Below are 14,647 nucleotides of genomic sequence, written 5' to 3'. Positions count from 1 at the left end.
ATGCTGATCCGCTACGGTTATGAGATCACACTGACCTGCCAGCAGCCGACGGCCCTGGTCTGCCTGCTTTCGGTCCACGAGGACCGCGCGGCCGATATCAGGGTGCCCGAAACCCTGTTCACCACGCCCGCCGTTCCGACATCGACCTACCGCGATCTCTTCGGCAACCGCTGCCGGCGGCTGATCGCGCCCGCTGGCGACCTGACGATGTGGGGCGACGCGACCATCGAGGACGACGGCAGGACCGACAGGCAGTCGCCTTCCGCCCGCGAAGTCGCGGTCAAGGAATTGCCGGACGCCTGCCTGGTCTACCTCATGGGCAGCCGCTATTGCGAGACGGACCGCCTCAGCCAGACGGCGTGGGACATGTTCGGCGCCGTCGCGCCGGGTTGGGGCCGCGTGCAGGCGATCTGCGACTTCGTCCATGGCCACATCCGGTTCGACTACATGCAGGCGAGATCGACGCGAACCGCTTTCGAGGCCTACCAGGAGGGCATCGGCGTCTGCCGCGACTTCGCCCATCTCGCGCTGACGCTCTGCCGCTGCCTCAACATCCCCGCCCGCTACGTCAACGGACATCTTGGCGACATCGGCGTCCCGGTCGTCGACCCGATGGACTTCAGCGCCTGGATCGAGGTGTTCCTGGAAGGCGCTTGGCATACTTTCGACCCGCGCAACAACACGCCCAGGATCGGCAGGGTCGTCGTCGCGCGCGGCCGCGACGCGGCCGATATTCCCCTCATCAACTCCTTCGGCCCGCATGTCCTCAAGGCGTTCCGGGTCTGGACCTATGAGGTGCCGGGGCTGGTTGCGCAGTAATCCGTTCCGGACCTTGCCGGTCGATCGCGCAGATTTCTTGGATCGTTCGGCCGCGCCCGGCGTTTCAGAAACAGCTGAAATGGAGGAACGGACAATGGGCGATGACGATCGGCTGGCAAAGATCAGGCAGCGTGCCTACGAGATCTGGGAACGCGAGGGCCGCCTGTTCGGCAATCACCAGCGCCACTGGGACCAGGCCGAGGCGGAAATCGACCGCGAGGCCGCCTTGCCGCTGACGGCGGGCGACGCGCTGCCCAAAACCCGCGAGATCGCGAGCACCGACATCCTGACGGTCGAGGAACTGGCCATGCGCGCCGGTATTTCGGGCGACGAGGCGCAGGAACTGATCGACAGGCTGGGCAACGACCGCGCCGCGATCGAGTCGGCCGCCCGCAGCCTCAAGGCAAGACGGCGGCTTTAGCTTGCGGGCTTGCATTGAACCCGGACGGCCAGTCCGCGCTGGCGGCAATGCTGGAACGGGTGGCGCCGATGCGCGTTGAACTCTGTCAGGAGATCATGATGGCTGTGCAAAAAATCCAAAAGGAAGACTACCGGACAAATCGGGCCGATTACCTGATTGCGAAGACGCCGATCGTCAAGGCCGAGCCCAGGCCGAAGAAGCGGTCGTCGCGGCAGGATGATCAGCGCACGGCCCGGCTCTCGGAGAACCCTTTCGAGTCCAGATCGCATCCGCGCCACTAGCCGCAGGGTTATCAAAACAGGGCGTTAGGCCAGTCGGTTGAATCGGTTTCGAGGCGTCAGAGACAGATGATCCGAAAACTCAAATCCGGAAAATTCCGGCTCTATTCGCGCAAGAAGGACGAAAAGACCGGCAAGCGCCGCAACCTCGGCACCTTCGACACCCGCGAGGCCGCCGAGAAGCACGAGCGCGAGGTGCAGTACTTCAAGCGCCATTGATGGGCGCTGATGGCACCGGCGAGGGGATTGGCCCCAACCTGATACCGCGACGAGACATCGCTGAAACACGCCGCGCGAGCGGCGACATGAGTGCGAAACGCCCTGGTAGGACAGTCGCCGCTTACCAACCATTGGAGCGCGCGCATGACACCCGACCAGATCAGACTTGTCCAGGACAGCTTTCGCGAGGTCGTCCCGATCCGCGTGGCCGCCGCCGCCATATTCTATGAACGCCTGTTCGCCATCGACGGCGATCTTCGGGCGCTGTTTCCGGAAAGGGACATGACCAAGCAGGGCGCCAAGCTGATGGCGGCCCTCGGCTTCGTCGTGCATGGGCTGGACCGCGCCGAGACCATCCTGCCCACCGTGCGCGACCTCGCCAGGCGCCACGTCGGCTACGGCGTCGAGGAGCATCATTACCCGATCGTCGGCCAGGCGCTGATCGAGACCCTTGCCGCCGGCCTGGGCGAGGCCTTCACCCGGCCGGTCCGCGAGGCCTGGGAGGCCGCTTATGGGTTGCTGGCGAGTGTGATGATTGCGGCCGCGCGCGAGGCGCAGATCGCGGCGTGAGGGGATGGGTGCGGTCGAGGGCGACCAAAACCGTCTTACACATACCGTTCCGGGACGCTAGGGGGCGCAACGGATGGAAGTTGGCCGACGCCACATTGGGCGGGGGGCGTTGGGGTATATGGCGCCGGCCAGGCGAACCGGGGTCCGCCGCGCGAACAAACTAGCAGAGTTCTATTCGGGGCGTATGGCGTGATCGCGTAGGGGCCTCTCCCTTTTGAGGAGGGACAGATGATCAGGAAACGCGCTGGCGAGGCTGAAGGCCCCGGCGGCCGAAAAGCCCAGCGGCCGGAAGGCGCATGGGCTCGGGGTTCGACCGCCGGGGTCTGACCTGCAAACGGGGTAGGTTTGCCGGCTGGAAAGATTGTAGGCCGGTCATGCCTTCACCACTAAGTTGATAAAATGGCTGTGTTGCGGCTCCTCCTGTCCTCCAATCGGATGAGCCCGATCAAAAGCCGTCGCCTATACGCTCGGCTATGGCGAAAGCCTCTAGGTTCTTGGCCTGTCCGCGTTCTTGGTTGGCGTTGGCAAGAAATGAAAAAGCACGCCGCGCGGGCGCGCACCCCGCTCGGGCAAACTCGTCCGGGCTTCATAAATCCGTTGCGACGGTTTCGTACGAAGGGACGGCTTTGTTTTGAGGCCGCCCCCGGAAAAAGGATGGAAAGAATGTCCAAGCTCCCCGCCAAGACCGAAACCATCGAAAACGTCGAAACCCCTGCCTTCGACCCGTCCAAGGCTGTCGAGCAGGTCCGCGCTGTCGCCGAGCAGGGCGTTGAACAGTCGAAGGAAGTATTTTCCAAATTGAGTTCGGGCGCCGAGACGACTCAAAAGGCCTTTGAGTCGAGCCTCGAAATGGCCAAGACCACCGGCAACGAGGTGTCCCTGCAGATGATTGCCGCTCTGCGCACCAATGCCGAAGCCTCCTTCACGCACCTCGAAGCACTGATGGCCGTGAAGTCGCCGTCCGAGTTCCTCGAGCTGCAGACCGCCTTCCTGAACAAGCAGATCGAAAAGTCCGCCGAGCAGGCCAAGGCCCTCCAGGCATTGATGTTGAGAGCAACCGAGGACCTGTCCAAGCCGATCAAGGATGCCTTTGAGAAGGCCCTGAAGGAACGCAAGGCTGCCTGATTGCCTGAGGCAACCCAAGCCGGCGCCTCGCGCCGGCTTGGCGCCTTGTAGCCCCATTCGTTGGGACTAATTCGTCCAGATCGAGCATCCAACCTTTCGGCCGGTGGCGGGATCGCGGACGATTTTCGCGGCGATGCGGTGAAGGCCAACACGGTTGGATTTGAGTTCCTTGCTGGCGAGGTAGGTCGGATCGCCGACTTCCCAATGATAACGTGTGTTTGCCGGAGCCCGCTGCCAGGTGAACTTCGAGACGTAAGCCACCTGACCCGGAACGGCACGGTCGAAGCGGCAGTCGATGGATGCCGGCATCAGTCCCTTCGCTGCCATCTGATTGACCACCGCATCGGCATCGGTCGCGGTCAACCATTCTTCTATGCCGCTGGTCTGGAATGTGTCTCTGCCGCTCGCCCGGTACGTCATGCATCCTGCAAGGGATGCCAGCAACAGCGCGCCAAATGTCGCGCTTGCCCTGCCTGCCCACTTGCTGCCTGACCGCCTGCTGCCTGCCTGATTGATGCGCATGCCCCGTCTCCTTCCGGAAAGAGTGGAAATCAGCCGCGCCAGATCGTGCCCGGTGCGGCATACCTGCGTATATTAGGAACTTCACATGCTGCAGCCGTTGGTCGGGTCCTCGGTTGCCATCTAACCGCCCCCTCAGGATGGATCCGGTCCCTGTGACCACCTCGCCACAACAGTTGGCCAAGTCAGCTCTTAACGCTCCCAACCCCCAAAATTAACCATTCGTTAACCATTCGGCCCCTAGCGTTTACCTATCAGTAAGGAATCGCTTCCCGTGACCTTCGCAGCCCCTGTCGAGACCAAATCCATCCGTTTTCGTGCCCGCTCATTCGTCGCTTTCACGCTCACCCCCGAAGCGCCTCTGGATGTCTGGCTGGAGAGCCTTGATCGCTGGATCGGCAACTCGCCGGGCTATTTTGCCGGGCGGCCGGTGGTGCTCGATCTCAACACGCTGAAGCCCGATGTCGCGGCCATCGATTCGCTGGTTGGCGTGCTGGGCCAGCGCGACATCCGCGTCTATGCCATCGAGATGGATGGCGGCGCCGAGCTTGGCGCGCATCTGCCGCCGAAACTGATCGGCGCCAAGGAGGCGACCAGCGATGGCCTGCTGCTGCATCCCGGCCGCAAGATGGCGGAAGAGGGCAAGGCTGAAGAGGTGAAGGCCGGGGACGGCAAGGCAGGCGGCCAGACGAAGGCGACGCCGCCGGGCGGCGACACGCTGATGGTGCGCACGCCGATCCGCTCCGGCCAGTCGATCTTCCATGCGCATGGCGATGTCATCGTGCTCGGCTCGGTCGCGTCCGGCTCGGAGATCGTCGCCGCCGGCTCCATCCATGTCTACGGCACGCTGCGCGGCCGCGCTTCGGCCGGCGCGCTCGGCAACATCTCGGCCCGCGTCTTCTGCCGCAAGAACGAGGCCGAGCTGATCTCGGTCGACGGCTGGTACACCACCGCCGAGGAGATGGAGAAGGTCTCGCGCGGCAAGGCGGTGCAGGCCTTCCTGGAAAACGACGTGCTGTGTGTGGTGCCGCTCGGCTGACCCCGGCCGATTTGGGGCGGCGCAATCGTAAGCCTGGGACCGGTTTCGCGTGCGATGGTCCTTCAACACCGTGCCTGGCACGGCCGAAATAACAATCGCCAAACGGAGGCATTTCATGGGCAAGGTAGTCGTGGTCACCTCGGGCAAGGGGGGCGTCGGCAAGACGACGTCGACGGCGGCGTTAGGGGCGGCGGTCGCCAAATCCGGCAAGAAGGTGGCGCTGGTCGACTTCGACGTCGGCTTACGCAACCTCGACCTGATCATGGGCGCCGAGCGGCGCGTCGTGTTCGACCTCGTCAACGTCATCCAGGGCACGGCCAAGCTTTCGCAGGCGCTGATCCGCGACAAGCGGGTGGAGACGCTGTTCCTGCTTCCGGCCTCGCAGACGCGCGACAAGGATGCGCTGACCGAGGAGGGCGTCGGCGAGGTGATCGAGCGGCTGCGCTCCGTCTTCGACTATGTCTTCTGCGACAGCCCGGCCGGCATCGAGCGCGGCGCCCAGCTCGCCATGCGCTTCGCCGACGAGGCGGTCATCGTCACCAACCCGGAAGTCAGCTCGGTGCGCGATTCCGACCGCATCATCGGCCTGCTCGACGCCCGCACCATGAAGGCCGAGCAGGGCGAGCAGATCGCGAAGCACGTGCTGGTGACGCGCTATGACGCGGCGCGCGCCGCGCGCGGCGAAATGCTCTCGATCAACGACGTGCTGGAGATACTCTCGACGCCGCTCCTGGGCATCATCCCCGAGAGCCAGGATGTCCTGAGGGCCTCGAACCTCGGCTCGCCGGTGACGCTCACCGATCCGCTGAACAGCGCCGCCAAGGCCTATCTCGACGCGGCAAGGCGGCTCGAAGGCGAGGACCTGCCGGTGGTGGTGCCCTTCGAGCGCAAGGGCTTTCTCGACCGTCTGCTCGGAAGGAGGGCGGCATGAACATTTTCGACCTCTTCAAGCGGCGCAACAGCGCGCCGGTAGCGCGCGAGCGGCTGCAGCTGCTGCTCGCCTATGAGCGCCAGAGCCGCGGCCAGCCCGATCTCGTCTCCGTCCTGCGCGAGGAGATCATGGCGGTCATTGCCAGGCACGTGCAGATCGACCAGGACTACCTGCAGGTCTCGATGGAGCGCGGCAAGACCATGTCGACGCTCGAAATCGACATCCAGATCCCCAACAAGAGCGCCACGCCGCTGGCGCTGGCGGGGTAGGGATCAGCAGTAACTTTTGACAGCCGGCGGGACAGCGCCCCCTCTGTCCTGCCGGACATCTCCCCCTCTTGGGGGGAGATTGATCGTCACTGGCGGTTTCGCCAATCTCCAAAGCCGCAGGATGAGAGCCAGCGCCGAAGCCGCTAATCTCCCCCCTTGAGGGGGAGATGGCCGGCAGGCCAGAGGGGGGCGCGACGGAACGCGGCGATACTTGTCCTGCGCTGTTGCACCAGCCTCCCAATCTTCGCACCCGAAGCTCCCAAACGTCCGCGCGCTCTTCAGCAGCACCACCTGGGGCGGTGTATTCCCTATGCACGCTAGTCCCATCGGAGGACTTCCCTTGCGGTAGTCGCGGGTGTAAAAGCGAATATTAGCAATTCGTTAAGTATCTGGATCGTGTGTGCGTAGAAGGTGTTCTGTTATGAACTTCAAGAAACTGATCAAGCGTGCCGACGAGGTGGACAAGGCGTTCGAGGAGCTCCAGACGGATCTGGCGGAAGCATTTGATGCCTGCCTCGACGAAGAACAGTTGTTGCAAGACGCCGATGCCGGCGACGAGGATGCCCCGGCGCAAGATGACGGGCCACGGCCCGAGGCCGATGCTGACGGTCCCGAACGCCCGCCGCGGTTGACCCCGCACACGCAGACCCGGCTTGCCGCGCTGGGCGCCTTGGACGGCCTGTTCCGCGACGCGCAGGGGCATCTGGAGGAGATCTCCGGCAAGCTCTCAGAGGTCGCCACCTCGCACCATCTGACGCGCGAATTCCTCGGCATACTGCACGGCGACATCCTGCGCGCCAACGAGATGGAGCTCACCAACGTCGGGCTTGCCGGCGAGCAGCGGGCGCTGTCGGATCAGCTCTCCGAGGCGGCGCGCAGGCAGCGCGAGCGCGACGGCGCCTTTGAGGCGCTGCAGCAGCGCGAGGCCGGCCTGGTGCAGGAGCGGGAGGCGCTGCGCGCCGCGCTCGCCGCGGCAAGGCTCGAACTGGTCGAGGCGGCCAATGCCGGCGCCAGGCGCGAGGCCGAGTTCGGCGACATGGCCAAGCAGCTTTCGGCCAAGGCCGTCGAAGCCAACCGGAGCGCCAGCGAAAGCAAGATGCTGAGGGAAAAGCAGGTCAGCCTGGCGATCGACCTCGACCAGTCGCAGAAGCGCGAGGCCGAGGCGCGCCACAAGCTGGACGAGGTCGCGGCCATGCATGCCACCGACATGGCGCGCATCACCGACCTGGCGGCGGCGCTGGGCAGGAGCGAGAAGGAAGAGGCGCGGCTGCAGAAGGCGCTGGAGAACGCGCAGGCGAAGCTCCAGGAATCGGCCGAGGCGAGCAGCCAGATGGAAGCCGACCGCGAGGCCGAGGTCGCCCGCAGCCTCCTGGAAATGCGCGGCCTGCGTGCCGAGATCCAGGCCCTGCAGGCGCGGCTGGAGCATGCCGCGAACGAGAACGGCGAAGCCGTCGCCGAGATCGCCAGACTCAAGGCGCAGGCCAGCGACGCACTGGCCGAAAAGCAGATCGCCGACGAGAAGCTGGCGGTGCTGAGGAACGAGAGCGAAAGCGTCAAGATGAACCTCTCGGCCGTCAACGCCAATCTCTCGCAACTATCGCTGCAGCAGGCCTCCGAGCAGATCGAGCTCGATATCCAGAAGCAGGAATGCGAGGACCTGCGCGCGGAGGTCGCCACACTCAACGCCCGCATCAAGGAACTGCTGCCCTATGAGCGCCTGCACCGGGTCACCGCCGCCAGGACCCGCGAGGACAATGTCGTCGAGATCGCCGGCGTGGTAGCCGATCCCGCGCACCCCACGCACCGCCGGCGGGCGCGCCGCCGGCTGCACGCGTCGTAGGCTTGGCAAGGCGAAAGCCCCAAGCTGCCGATCTCGCCCACGTGGGGGAGATCGGCAGTTTCGGCGCCGCTTCACTCCGGCTGGTAAAGCTCGTCCATGCTGCGCGCGGCCAGCGTCGCGAACGCCGCCTGCTTCTTCACCCGGCCGTGCTCGAGGATCACCACGTCGTCGCAGAACGAGATCGTTGAGTGGTGATGGCTGATGACCAGCGTCGTACGCCGGCCGGCGCGCGATTTCAGCGTTTCCACGATCGCCGCTTCCGACAGCCCGTCGACCGCGTTGGTGGCCTCGTCGAGGATCAGTATGTCGGGGTCGCGCACCAGCGCCCGCGCCAGCGCGATGCGCTGCCGCTGCCCGGCCGAGAGGTTGACGCCGCGATAGCCGGCCACCGTGGCGTAGCCTTGCGGCAGCCGCTCGATGAACTCATGCGCTTCGGCTAGCCGCGCCGCGCGCTCGGCGTCCGCGGGCGTGGCGGTGTCGTGGCCATAGGTGATGTTGTCGAGGATGCTGCCGTCGACCAGCTCCAGCTCCTGGCTGGCGAGCGCGATGTGGCGACGCCAGCCAGAGGGATCGATCTCGCTGAGCGGCGTGCCGTCGACGAGGATCTCGCCGCCGTCAGGCTCGACGAAGCGGCACAGAAGGTTGACGATCGTCGTTTTGCCGGCGCCGGAGCGGCCGATCAGCGCTGTCGAGCGTCCCGCTTTGATCTCGAATGTCGCGGCGTGCAGCACCGCCGCCCGCTGCTCCTCGCTGGCATAGGTGAAGCTCACGCTTTCGAAGGCGATCCTCTCGCCAACCCCTGGAAACGGCAGGCTGCCCCGCGGCGGCGCGGGTTTGCCGACGGGATCGAGCAGCCAGGTCACTTCCTCCAGCGAGCCCGAAAGCCCCTGCAACTGGCTCCATGACATCTGCAAGGCTCGCATATGCGGCTGCAGCCGGTAGAGCAGGATCAGGAAGGCGGCGGTCAACGGAAAGCTGACATTGGCGACATAAGCGCCGATCACCGTCGCCAGGAACAGCAGCGCATGCAGCACCTCGGTCAGCGGCGGCAGCGCGCCCTGGCGGGTCGAGAGCACGAAGGAGGCGCGGCGCACGCCGTCGGAGGCTTTGTCGAAGGCAGCCTTCTCGCGCTCCTCCTGGCCGAAGATGCGGATCAGGCGCCCGGCATGCACGAGATGCAGCATCTGCGAGGCAAGCGCGCTGTTGCGCGCCGCGACGCTGCGGCTCGGCGCCTTGAGGTGCGCCGACAGCACCGCGTGCGCCACCTGGACGAGGGCCAGCCCGAGCGTCACCAGCAGCGTCATCTGCCATGACAGGAGCAGCAGGAAGGTGAGCAGGATGAGCGCCGCCGAGGCACTGACGACCGAGCCGAGCAGGGCCTGGATGGCGTCGGAAGCGCGCCAGGACTCGTTGGAGATGATGTTGAGCAGCCGGCCCGGGCTCTCCTTCAGGAAGAAGGGATAGCCGATCCTGAGCAGCCGTTCCGACAGCGCGCTGCGGAGCGAATAGCTCGCCTTGCCGTAGATATGGGCGGTCAGCACCGTGTTGGCGTAACCGAGCAGGTTCTTGAGCAGGATCGAGCCAAGGATCGCCGCCGAGATGGCGACCAGCCGCTCGCGCTCGCCAAGCCCGGCACCTACCTTCTGCAGCAGTGCCGAGAAACCGCCCATGCCGGAAGCGTCGCCATGGCCCATGATGATGCCGAGCAGCGGGATGATCAGGCCGATGCCTAGGCCCTCGAGCGCCGCGCCGCCAAGGCCGAGCAGCACCACGACCGGCAGCAGGCGCATCAGCCTGCCGCCCAGCGCACTGCGCAGCATGGAGAGGGCGGGAGGCAGCGGCCGGATCATCTTGCGCTGGCCTCGGCTTCACCCGCTTCGGCGCGCAACGGTTCGGGCGGTGGCCGCCTGGCGATGACGAGCAGCGCGAATTTCGCCGCCCCCGCCAGGTTCATGGCGACAACGGGCCAGTGCGACAGCCTGAGCTCGGGGTCGAACCTCGGCCCGCCGGCAAGCTCGCGCAGTGCGGCGCGCGCCGCCCAGTAGAAGTGGCGCAGCAGCCAGGGCGCGCGCCGGATGTGCTTCAGGCAGAGCGCACCATTGCCGAAATGATAGTCGCGGTGCAGCCGGTCGATCGCCTTGCGGTCGCGCCGGCCGTGATGGTGGAAAATGGTCATGTCGGGCACGTATTCGACCGGCATGCCGATGAGCATGGCCCGCACCAGATAGTCGGTGTCCTCGGCCGAGCGCAGCGCGCCGCCGGCCCCGAAGCGCTCGTCGAACGGGCCGATTCGCGCGGCGACGTCGCGGTGCATGGTCATGTTGCAGCCGAGCACGAAGCCGCCCGGATGCACGGCCGGCGTCAGCCGTTGGCGCTGTTCGCAACGCTTGATGGTGAAGGGCAGGTCGCGCGCGTCGCCGAGCTCGACGCGGCCGCCGCGGATCAGCCATTTCTCGCCGCTTGCATAATGCCGCTGCAGGTCGCGCAGATAGGTCCGGTCGAGCTTGCAGTCGTCGTCGACGAAGACCAGCACGCGGCCGCGGGCCCGCGCCAGCCCTGCATTGCGCGCCGCCGCCAGTCCGGGCCGCGGCTCGAGAAGCGCGGTGATCGGCACCTGCGAGGTTTCGGCGATCGACGCCAGGCGCTCTGTCGTGCCGTCGCGCGAGCCATTGTCGACCACCACCAACTCGGCCGGGAAGGCCGGATGCGCCCGGCAGGCGGTCTGAATGGAGGCGATGCAGGCTTCGAGTACCGCGGCGCGGTCGCGCGTGCAGACGATGAAGGAGACCTCCGGTCGCTGCCTGCGGGGTGAAGACGGACGGGCGGGCTGGACAACGGGCCTATCCATCATGCCACCCCCAATCGAAAAGGCTTCAGCACTTCGGCTTCCGGCTTGGTCTTGAGATAATAGGCCAGCCAGTCGGCCTTCTTGCCGGCGGTGATCGAGGCGAGGCTGAGCCAGGGAGCCCAGTTGCCGGGGCTGAGCGCGTATTTCTCGCGGCGGCGGATGGCGTCCCATTTCGCCGTCCGCGTCAGCAGCTCACGCGTCAGCGGCGGCGTCTTCTCGTCGCCGACAAGCTGGTAGAGGAAATAGAACAGGTTGAGCGCGCCGGCGGCGAAGCTCGGCCGTGTCTCGTCGGGAAGTGAGGCGATCCGCTCCTCCAGCGCGACGATGAATTCGGCCGCGCGGGCGACCGTATCGAAGGAAACATCCTCGCCGATGGCGCGCAGGTCCTGCGTCGCCTCCGCCAGGCCCTCGCGCTCGAGATTCTCGGCCACGATACTGAGATGCGTCCGGCGCATCTCCTCGCTGTGCCGGCTGGTCACGCTGCCCGGATGGATGCGGTAGACGAGCAGGTTCTCCGGCATCATCGCCGCCGGGTAGCGGGCGGCGAGCCGTCGAAAGAGATCGAAATCCTCGGCATGCCTGTATTGCGGATCGTAGCGCAGGCTGTCGTCGCCGATGACCTGGCGGTTGTAGACCACGGTCGGGTGCATGAAGATGGTGAAGAACTGCGACAGGATCGGGATGCGGCCGATCTTGAACACCGGATCGGGCACGCCGCTCTTGATGCGGCCGTGCTGCAGCATGTCTATGCCGGCGCCGCAGAAGCCGAGCTCCGGCCGCTCGGCGAACAGCGCCACCTGGCGCGACAGGCGCCAGGGATAGGCGAAGTCGTCGGCGTCCATGCGGGCGACCAGTTCGCCACGGGCGAGCTGCAGCCCTTCATTCAGCGTGGCGACGAGGCCGCGGTTTTCGCGCGAGACGAGCCTGACGCGGCTGTCGGCCTTGCGGTGGCGCTCGAGGATCTCCAGCGAGTTGTCGCTCGAGCCGTCGTCGATCGCGATCACCTCCAGGCGATCGTAGTCCTGGCGCAGGATCGAGCCGATCGCGGCGGCGATGTAGGGCCCGGCATTGTAGACCGGCAAAAGCACGGAAACGAGCGGCGCGGCAGTCATTGGCGCGCATCCTTTCGCTGGAGGTCGAGCGACGGCGCGCGGCCATCGGGCGATCCAGTAGGATATGCGCCTGCAGTTCGCCCGAGCCATGCGGCATCGCTTGTATCGACGCGTGGCTGAATACTGGCACGGGTTTTGGCGACATAGGGAAAGTAGCGCTTGAAGCTGTTGAGCGGCCTTTCGAGAACCAGCCATGAAATTGAAGCCACGATGACAGTGGCCGTTCCCACAATCAGAAACCGTCCCGGCCCCTGTCCAGAGACGTTGAGGGGGATCCAGGGCTGGGACATGACGGCAAGCGCCAGGACTATGTTGTGGTACAGGTATACACCGTAGCTGATACGGCCAAGGGCCTGCAGGGGCCAAAGGTCGAGAAGCCGTCCGCGATAGCCGCCAACGCCAGACGAGCAGCTTGCAACGACCATGACAAGCGGCGCGAGAGGCAGGACTTCCAGGAGCAACCAGCGGCCCCATTCCTGCACGGGATTTTCGGGCGTCGGACCAAACCACTGCAAGACGAAAAACGCTGCCGCGAGCGCCGGCCAGCCAAGCCGCAACCACTGCGGCAAGCCGGCAGTTCTGGATCGCCAAGCCGCAAGCAGCGCACCCGATGCCAGCGCATCCATCGATGCGGGCGGAAGCAGGTCGCGTGCAGGGCCAGGGGTGCCGGCGATCGGCCAGTAGAAGCGAAACGACAGCGACAACAGAATGACGCCGATGCAGATCGACTCAAGGCGTCGGCGTGGCGCCAGAAGCACGATCAGCGGCCAGGCTAGATAGAACTGTTCCTCTATGCTCAGGCTCCAGAGATGGGAGAGGACCCAGGGGGTCCATTCATTGTGCAATGCGTACCAGAAATTCGACAGGTAAAGCGCATGCCAGACCAGCGATCCCCTCGACGATTGATCCGGGTTAACCAGCCAGACGAGGCCGAGCACGGCGAAATAGGGCGGGAATATCCTGAGCATGCGCCGGATGTAGAAAGCCCTTAGCGCCGGTCCCGCCTCGAACGCGGCGGCGTCGCGCGCCTCGAGCAGGAGCCGCGTGATCAGGAAGCCGGACAGCACGAAGAACAACCTGACGCCGAGATGGCCGACAAAGGAAGTCCCGCCGGGCGCCAGGAAGTGGGCATAGAGCACCATCGTCACCGCAACGGCGCGCAGCGCATCGAGCTGTATGTCGCGCACGTTTGCCATCAGTGGCTTCCGCCGGCGTCATCATTCGTTGAGGCTGGATTGAAATCGGCGCCGGTCAGCAGAAGGCCCAAGCTGCTCAACTCCTCCACGGCACATTCGCAACTGCTAACGAGTGTAGCATGGAATGCTGCAATGCAACACAAAATGTTTACCGTGTTGAAATACATCTGTGATGACAGGGCGCAGAAATGGCACGAAATTGCCAATATTATGCCATACTCCGCAATCTCGTGCCCGAGAGCTGGTAAGACACCACAATCATGCCAGGGACAATGCTGTCTGCCTGAAAGTATTGATCGGGTTGCATTTTAGAAGATGCTTCGCAACTTTCGCGGGCATTTCGGCAGTATATAGATAAAAACTTTTCATTTCTCCGTTCTGGCTGCCGCATGGTAGACGGATGGCTGGTGCAAGCTTTGTGCGATGCAACGAGAGTCGGTGCGAAATAGGATGCGTTGGCGATCCTCCACACCCGAGCGCGCCCGTCCCGCCAGCGTCTCGGCTTTTGGCCTCCGGCGGCCAACCTCGCTGTTGCCCATCAACCATCCTCTTTGCGGCCACGACAGGCAGGCGTGTTGACTCTATCCCAGGCACGCAGTCGCAAGGGTAGGGGAGAACAGCGACGTTGACGCCGATCGTCAAACCTCGCCGAGAAGCCAGCGCCATGCCCGTCGCGGCGCTTCTCTGCGCCATGACATCGGTGCAGATCGGAGCTCTACATCGTCTTTGCGCAGAAGGCCGGTGCCGAGCTTGGCGTCCGCACCACGGCCTGGGGTATGGCGATCGCTGCGCTTGTAGCGCTGCCCTTCGGCTTTGCCGGCGTCGAGCCGGTACTCGCCCAGCCGTCGATCCTGATCAGCGCCATGCTCGTCGGACTGCTCTCGAGCGCACTGCCGTTCTGGCTGGAGATGGTGGCGCTGACCAGGATGCCGGCCAGGGTCTATGGCATGCTGACCTGCCTGGAACCGGCGCTGGGCGCGCTGATCGGCTTCCTGTTCCTGCATGAGAGCCTGACGGCACTGCAATGCGCCGGCATTGCAGCCATCATTGCGGCAGCCTTCGGCACGGCTATGACGGCACGATTGCCAACGCCGCTGCCAGGCCAGAGATTTGAGTTCTGCCCTTGAAGGCTTGCGTCAGGACGGCCCAGGGCCATTGGCGATCACCGAACCGCCATTGCCAGCGGTCACGCGCGAAAGCTTGTCCTTCTTCACAAGCTCGGGCTTTTCATAGGTTTTCTTGGTCATCCCACCCTCCAGAAAATGCTGGGCGAGTTTGCCAGACGAATCGGGCCTGTCAACCGTCCGGCTCGTCGGCCCGGCCGGTCAAATGACTTGGGTCTCAAATCGCATTAGAGACGCCACTTAAGTCATTGTTTCGATGTATGCTATTCCTGACCTGTGCTTCGTTCAGGAACATGCCCCCAGGCAATATGCTCGGCCGCCGCCTTGCCTTCATGGC

Annotated in this window: 17 protein-coding genes; 11 read left to right on the top strand and 6 right to left on the bottom strand. The window is 64.9% G+C overall.

Annotated features, from left to right (window positions below):
- The 6 genes from JG743_RS22610 (at position 1) to JG743_RS22585 (ending at position 3,432) form a co-directional block, all read left to right on the top strand.
- The gene (locus JG743_RS22610) at positions 1–819 is read left to right on the top strand and encodes a transglutaminase-like domain-containing protein (RefSeq protein WP_202292944.1); all 819 of its coding nucleotides are present in this window, start codon (positions 1–3) and stop codon (positions 817–819) included.
- A gap of 94 nt (positions 820–913) precedes the next feature.
- On the top strand, positions 914–1,240 hold the full coding sequence (locus JG743_RS22605; RefSeq protein ID WP_202292943.1) for a DUF2934 domain-containing protein: 327 nt from the start codon (positions 914–916) through the stop codon (positions 1,238–1,240).
- A gap of 14 nt (positions 1,241–1,254) precedes the next feature.
- Positions 1,255–1,521 (top strand): hypothetical protein, encoded by a 267-nt coding sequence (locus JG743_RS22600; protein WP_202292942.1) that lies wholly within the window; start codon positions 1,255–1,257, stop codon positions 1,519–1,521.
- A 66-nt stretch (positions 1,522–1,587) separates the two neighbouring features.
- Positions 1,588–1,737, top strand: a complete 150-nt coding sequence (locus JG743_RS22595; RefSeq protein WP_202292941.1) for a hypothetical protein — start codon at positions 1,588–1,590, stop codon at positions 1,735–1,737.
- A gap of 144 nt (positions 1,738–1,881) precedes the next feature.
- Complete coding sequence (locus JG743_RS22590; RefSeq protein ID WP_202292940.1) at positions 1,882–2,307, top strand: globin family protein; 426 nt, start codon at positions 1,882–1,884, stop codon at positions 2,305–2,307.
- Between the two features lie 663 nt (positions 2,308–2,970).
- Complete coding sequence (locus tag JG743_RS22585; protein WP_202302885.1) at positions 2,971–3,432, top strand: phasin; 462 nt, start codon at positions 2,971–2,973, stop codon at positions 3,430–3,432.
- A gap of 66 nt (positions 3,433–3,498) precedes the next feature.
- Here JG743_RS22585 and JG743_RS22580 read toward each other — a convergent pair whose 3' ends face one another.
- Positions 3,499–3,954 (bottom strand): hypothetical protein, encoded by a 456-nt coding sequence (locus tag JG743_RS22580; protein ID WP_202292939.1) that lies wholly within the window; start codon positions 3,952–3,954, stop codon positions 3,499–3,501.
- A 271-nt stretch (positions 3,955–4,225) separates the two neighbouring features.
- Between JG743_RS22580 and minC the strand changes: the two genes are divergently transcribed.
- From minC to JG743_RS22560, 4 genes are all read left to right on the top strand, one after another.
- Complete coding sequence (minC, locus tag JG743_RS22575; protein WP_202292938.1) at positions 4,226–4,990, top strand: septum site-determining protein MinC; 765 nt, start codon at positions 4,226–4,228, stop codon at positions 4,988–4,990.
- Positions 4,991–5,105: 115 nt separating this feature from the next.
- Positions 5,106–5,921 (top strand): septum site-determining protein MinD, encoded by an 816-nt coding sequence (gene minD, locus JG743_RS22570; RefSeq protein ID WP_202292937.1) that lies wholly within the window; start codon positions 5,106–5,108, stop codon positions 5,919–5,921.
- The gene (minE, locus tag JG743_RS22565; RefSeq protein ID WP_126055418.1) at positions 5,918–6,190 is read left to right on the top strand and encodes a cell division topological specificity factor MinE; all 273 of its coding nucleotides are present in this window, start codon (positions 5,918–5,920) and stop codon (positions 6,188–6,190) included. Before minD ends, minE begins: the two co-directional genes overlap by 4 nt.
- Positions 6,191–6,611: 421 nt before the next feature.
- The gene (locus JG743_RS22560) at positions 6,612–8,030 is read left to right on the top strand and encodes a hypothetical protein (RefSeq protein ID WP_202292936.1); all 1,419 of its coding nucleotides are present in this window, start codon (positions 6,612–6,614) and stop codon (positions 8,028–8,030) included.
- A gap of 71 nt (positions 8,031–8,101) precedes the next feature.
- Here JG743_RS22560 and JG743_RS22555 read toward each other — a convergent pair whose 3' ends face one another.
- The 4 genes from JG743_RS22555 to JG743_RS22540 are packed head-to-tail and all read right to left on the bottom strand — an operon-like array spanning position 8,102 to position 13,186.
- Positions 8,102–9,880 (bottom strand): ABC transporter ATP-binding protein, encoded by a 1,779-nt coding sequence (locus JG743_RS22555; protein WP_202292935.1) that lies wholly within the window; start codon positions 9,878–9,880, stop codon positions 8,102–8,104.
- The gene (locus JG743_RS22550; RefSeq protein WP_244672877.1) at positions 9,877–10,878 is read right to left on the bottom strand and encodes a glycosyltransferase family 2 protein; all 1,002 of its coding nucleotides are present in this window, start codon (positions 10,876–10,878) and stop codon (positions 9,877–9,879) included. Before JG743_RS22550 ends, JG743_RS22555 begins: the two co-directional genes overlap by 4 nt.
- Complete coding sequence (locus JG743_RS22545; protein WP_202292933.1) at positions 10,878–11,990, bottom strand: glycosyltransferase family 2 protein; 1,113 nt, start codon at positions 11,988–11,990, stop codon at positions 10,878–10,880. Before JG743_RS22545 ends, JG743_RS22550 begins: the two co-directional genes overlap by 1 nt.
- Positions 11,987–13,186 carry an acyltransferase family protein gene (locus JG743_RS22540; RefSeq protein WP_202292932.1) on the bottom strand — a complete coding sequence of 400 codons (1,200 nt, stop codon included), beginning with the start codon at positions 13,184–13,186 and terminating at the stop codon, positions 11,987–11,989. The genes JG743_RS22545 and JG743_RS22540 overlap by 4 nt, the downstream gene beginning before the upstream one ends.
- Positions 13,187–13,905: 719 nt before the next feature.
- Here JG743_RS22540 and JG743_RS22535 point away from each other — a divergent pair.
- The gene (locus JG743_RS22535) at positions 13,906–14,313 is read left to right on the top strand and encodes an EamA family transporter (protein WP_202302883.1); all 408 of its coding nucleotides are present in this window, start codon (positions 13,906–13,908) and stop codon (positions 14,311–14,313) included.
- A gap of 9 nt (positions 14,314–14,322) precedes the next feature.
- Here JG743_RS22535 and JG743_RS22530 read toward each other — a convergent pair whose 3' ends face one another.
- Complete coding sequence (locus tag JG743_RS22530) at positions 14,323–14,433, bottom strand: putative RiPP precursor (RefSeq protein WP_202292931.1); 111 nt, start codon at positions 14,431–14,433, stop codon at positions 14,323–14,325.
- Between the last annotated feature and the right edge of the window lie 214 nt (positions 14,434–14,647).

The organism is Mesorhizobium sp. 131-2-1 (assembly GCF_016756535.1).
Classification (GTDB): Bacteria; Pseudomonadota; Alphaproteobacteria; order Rhizobiales; family Rhizobiaceae; genus Mesorhizobium.
Note: the sequence above shows the minus strand (reverse complement) of the source record. Positions and strands in the feature narration are given on the sequence as shown.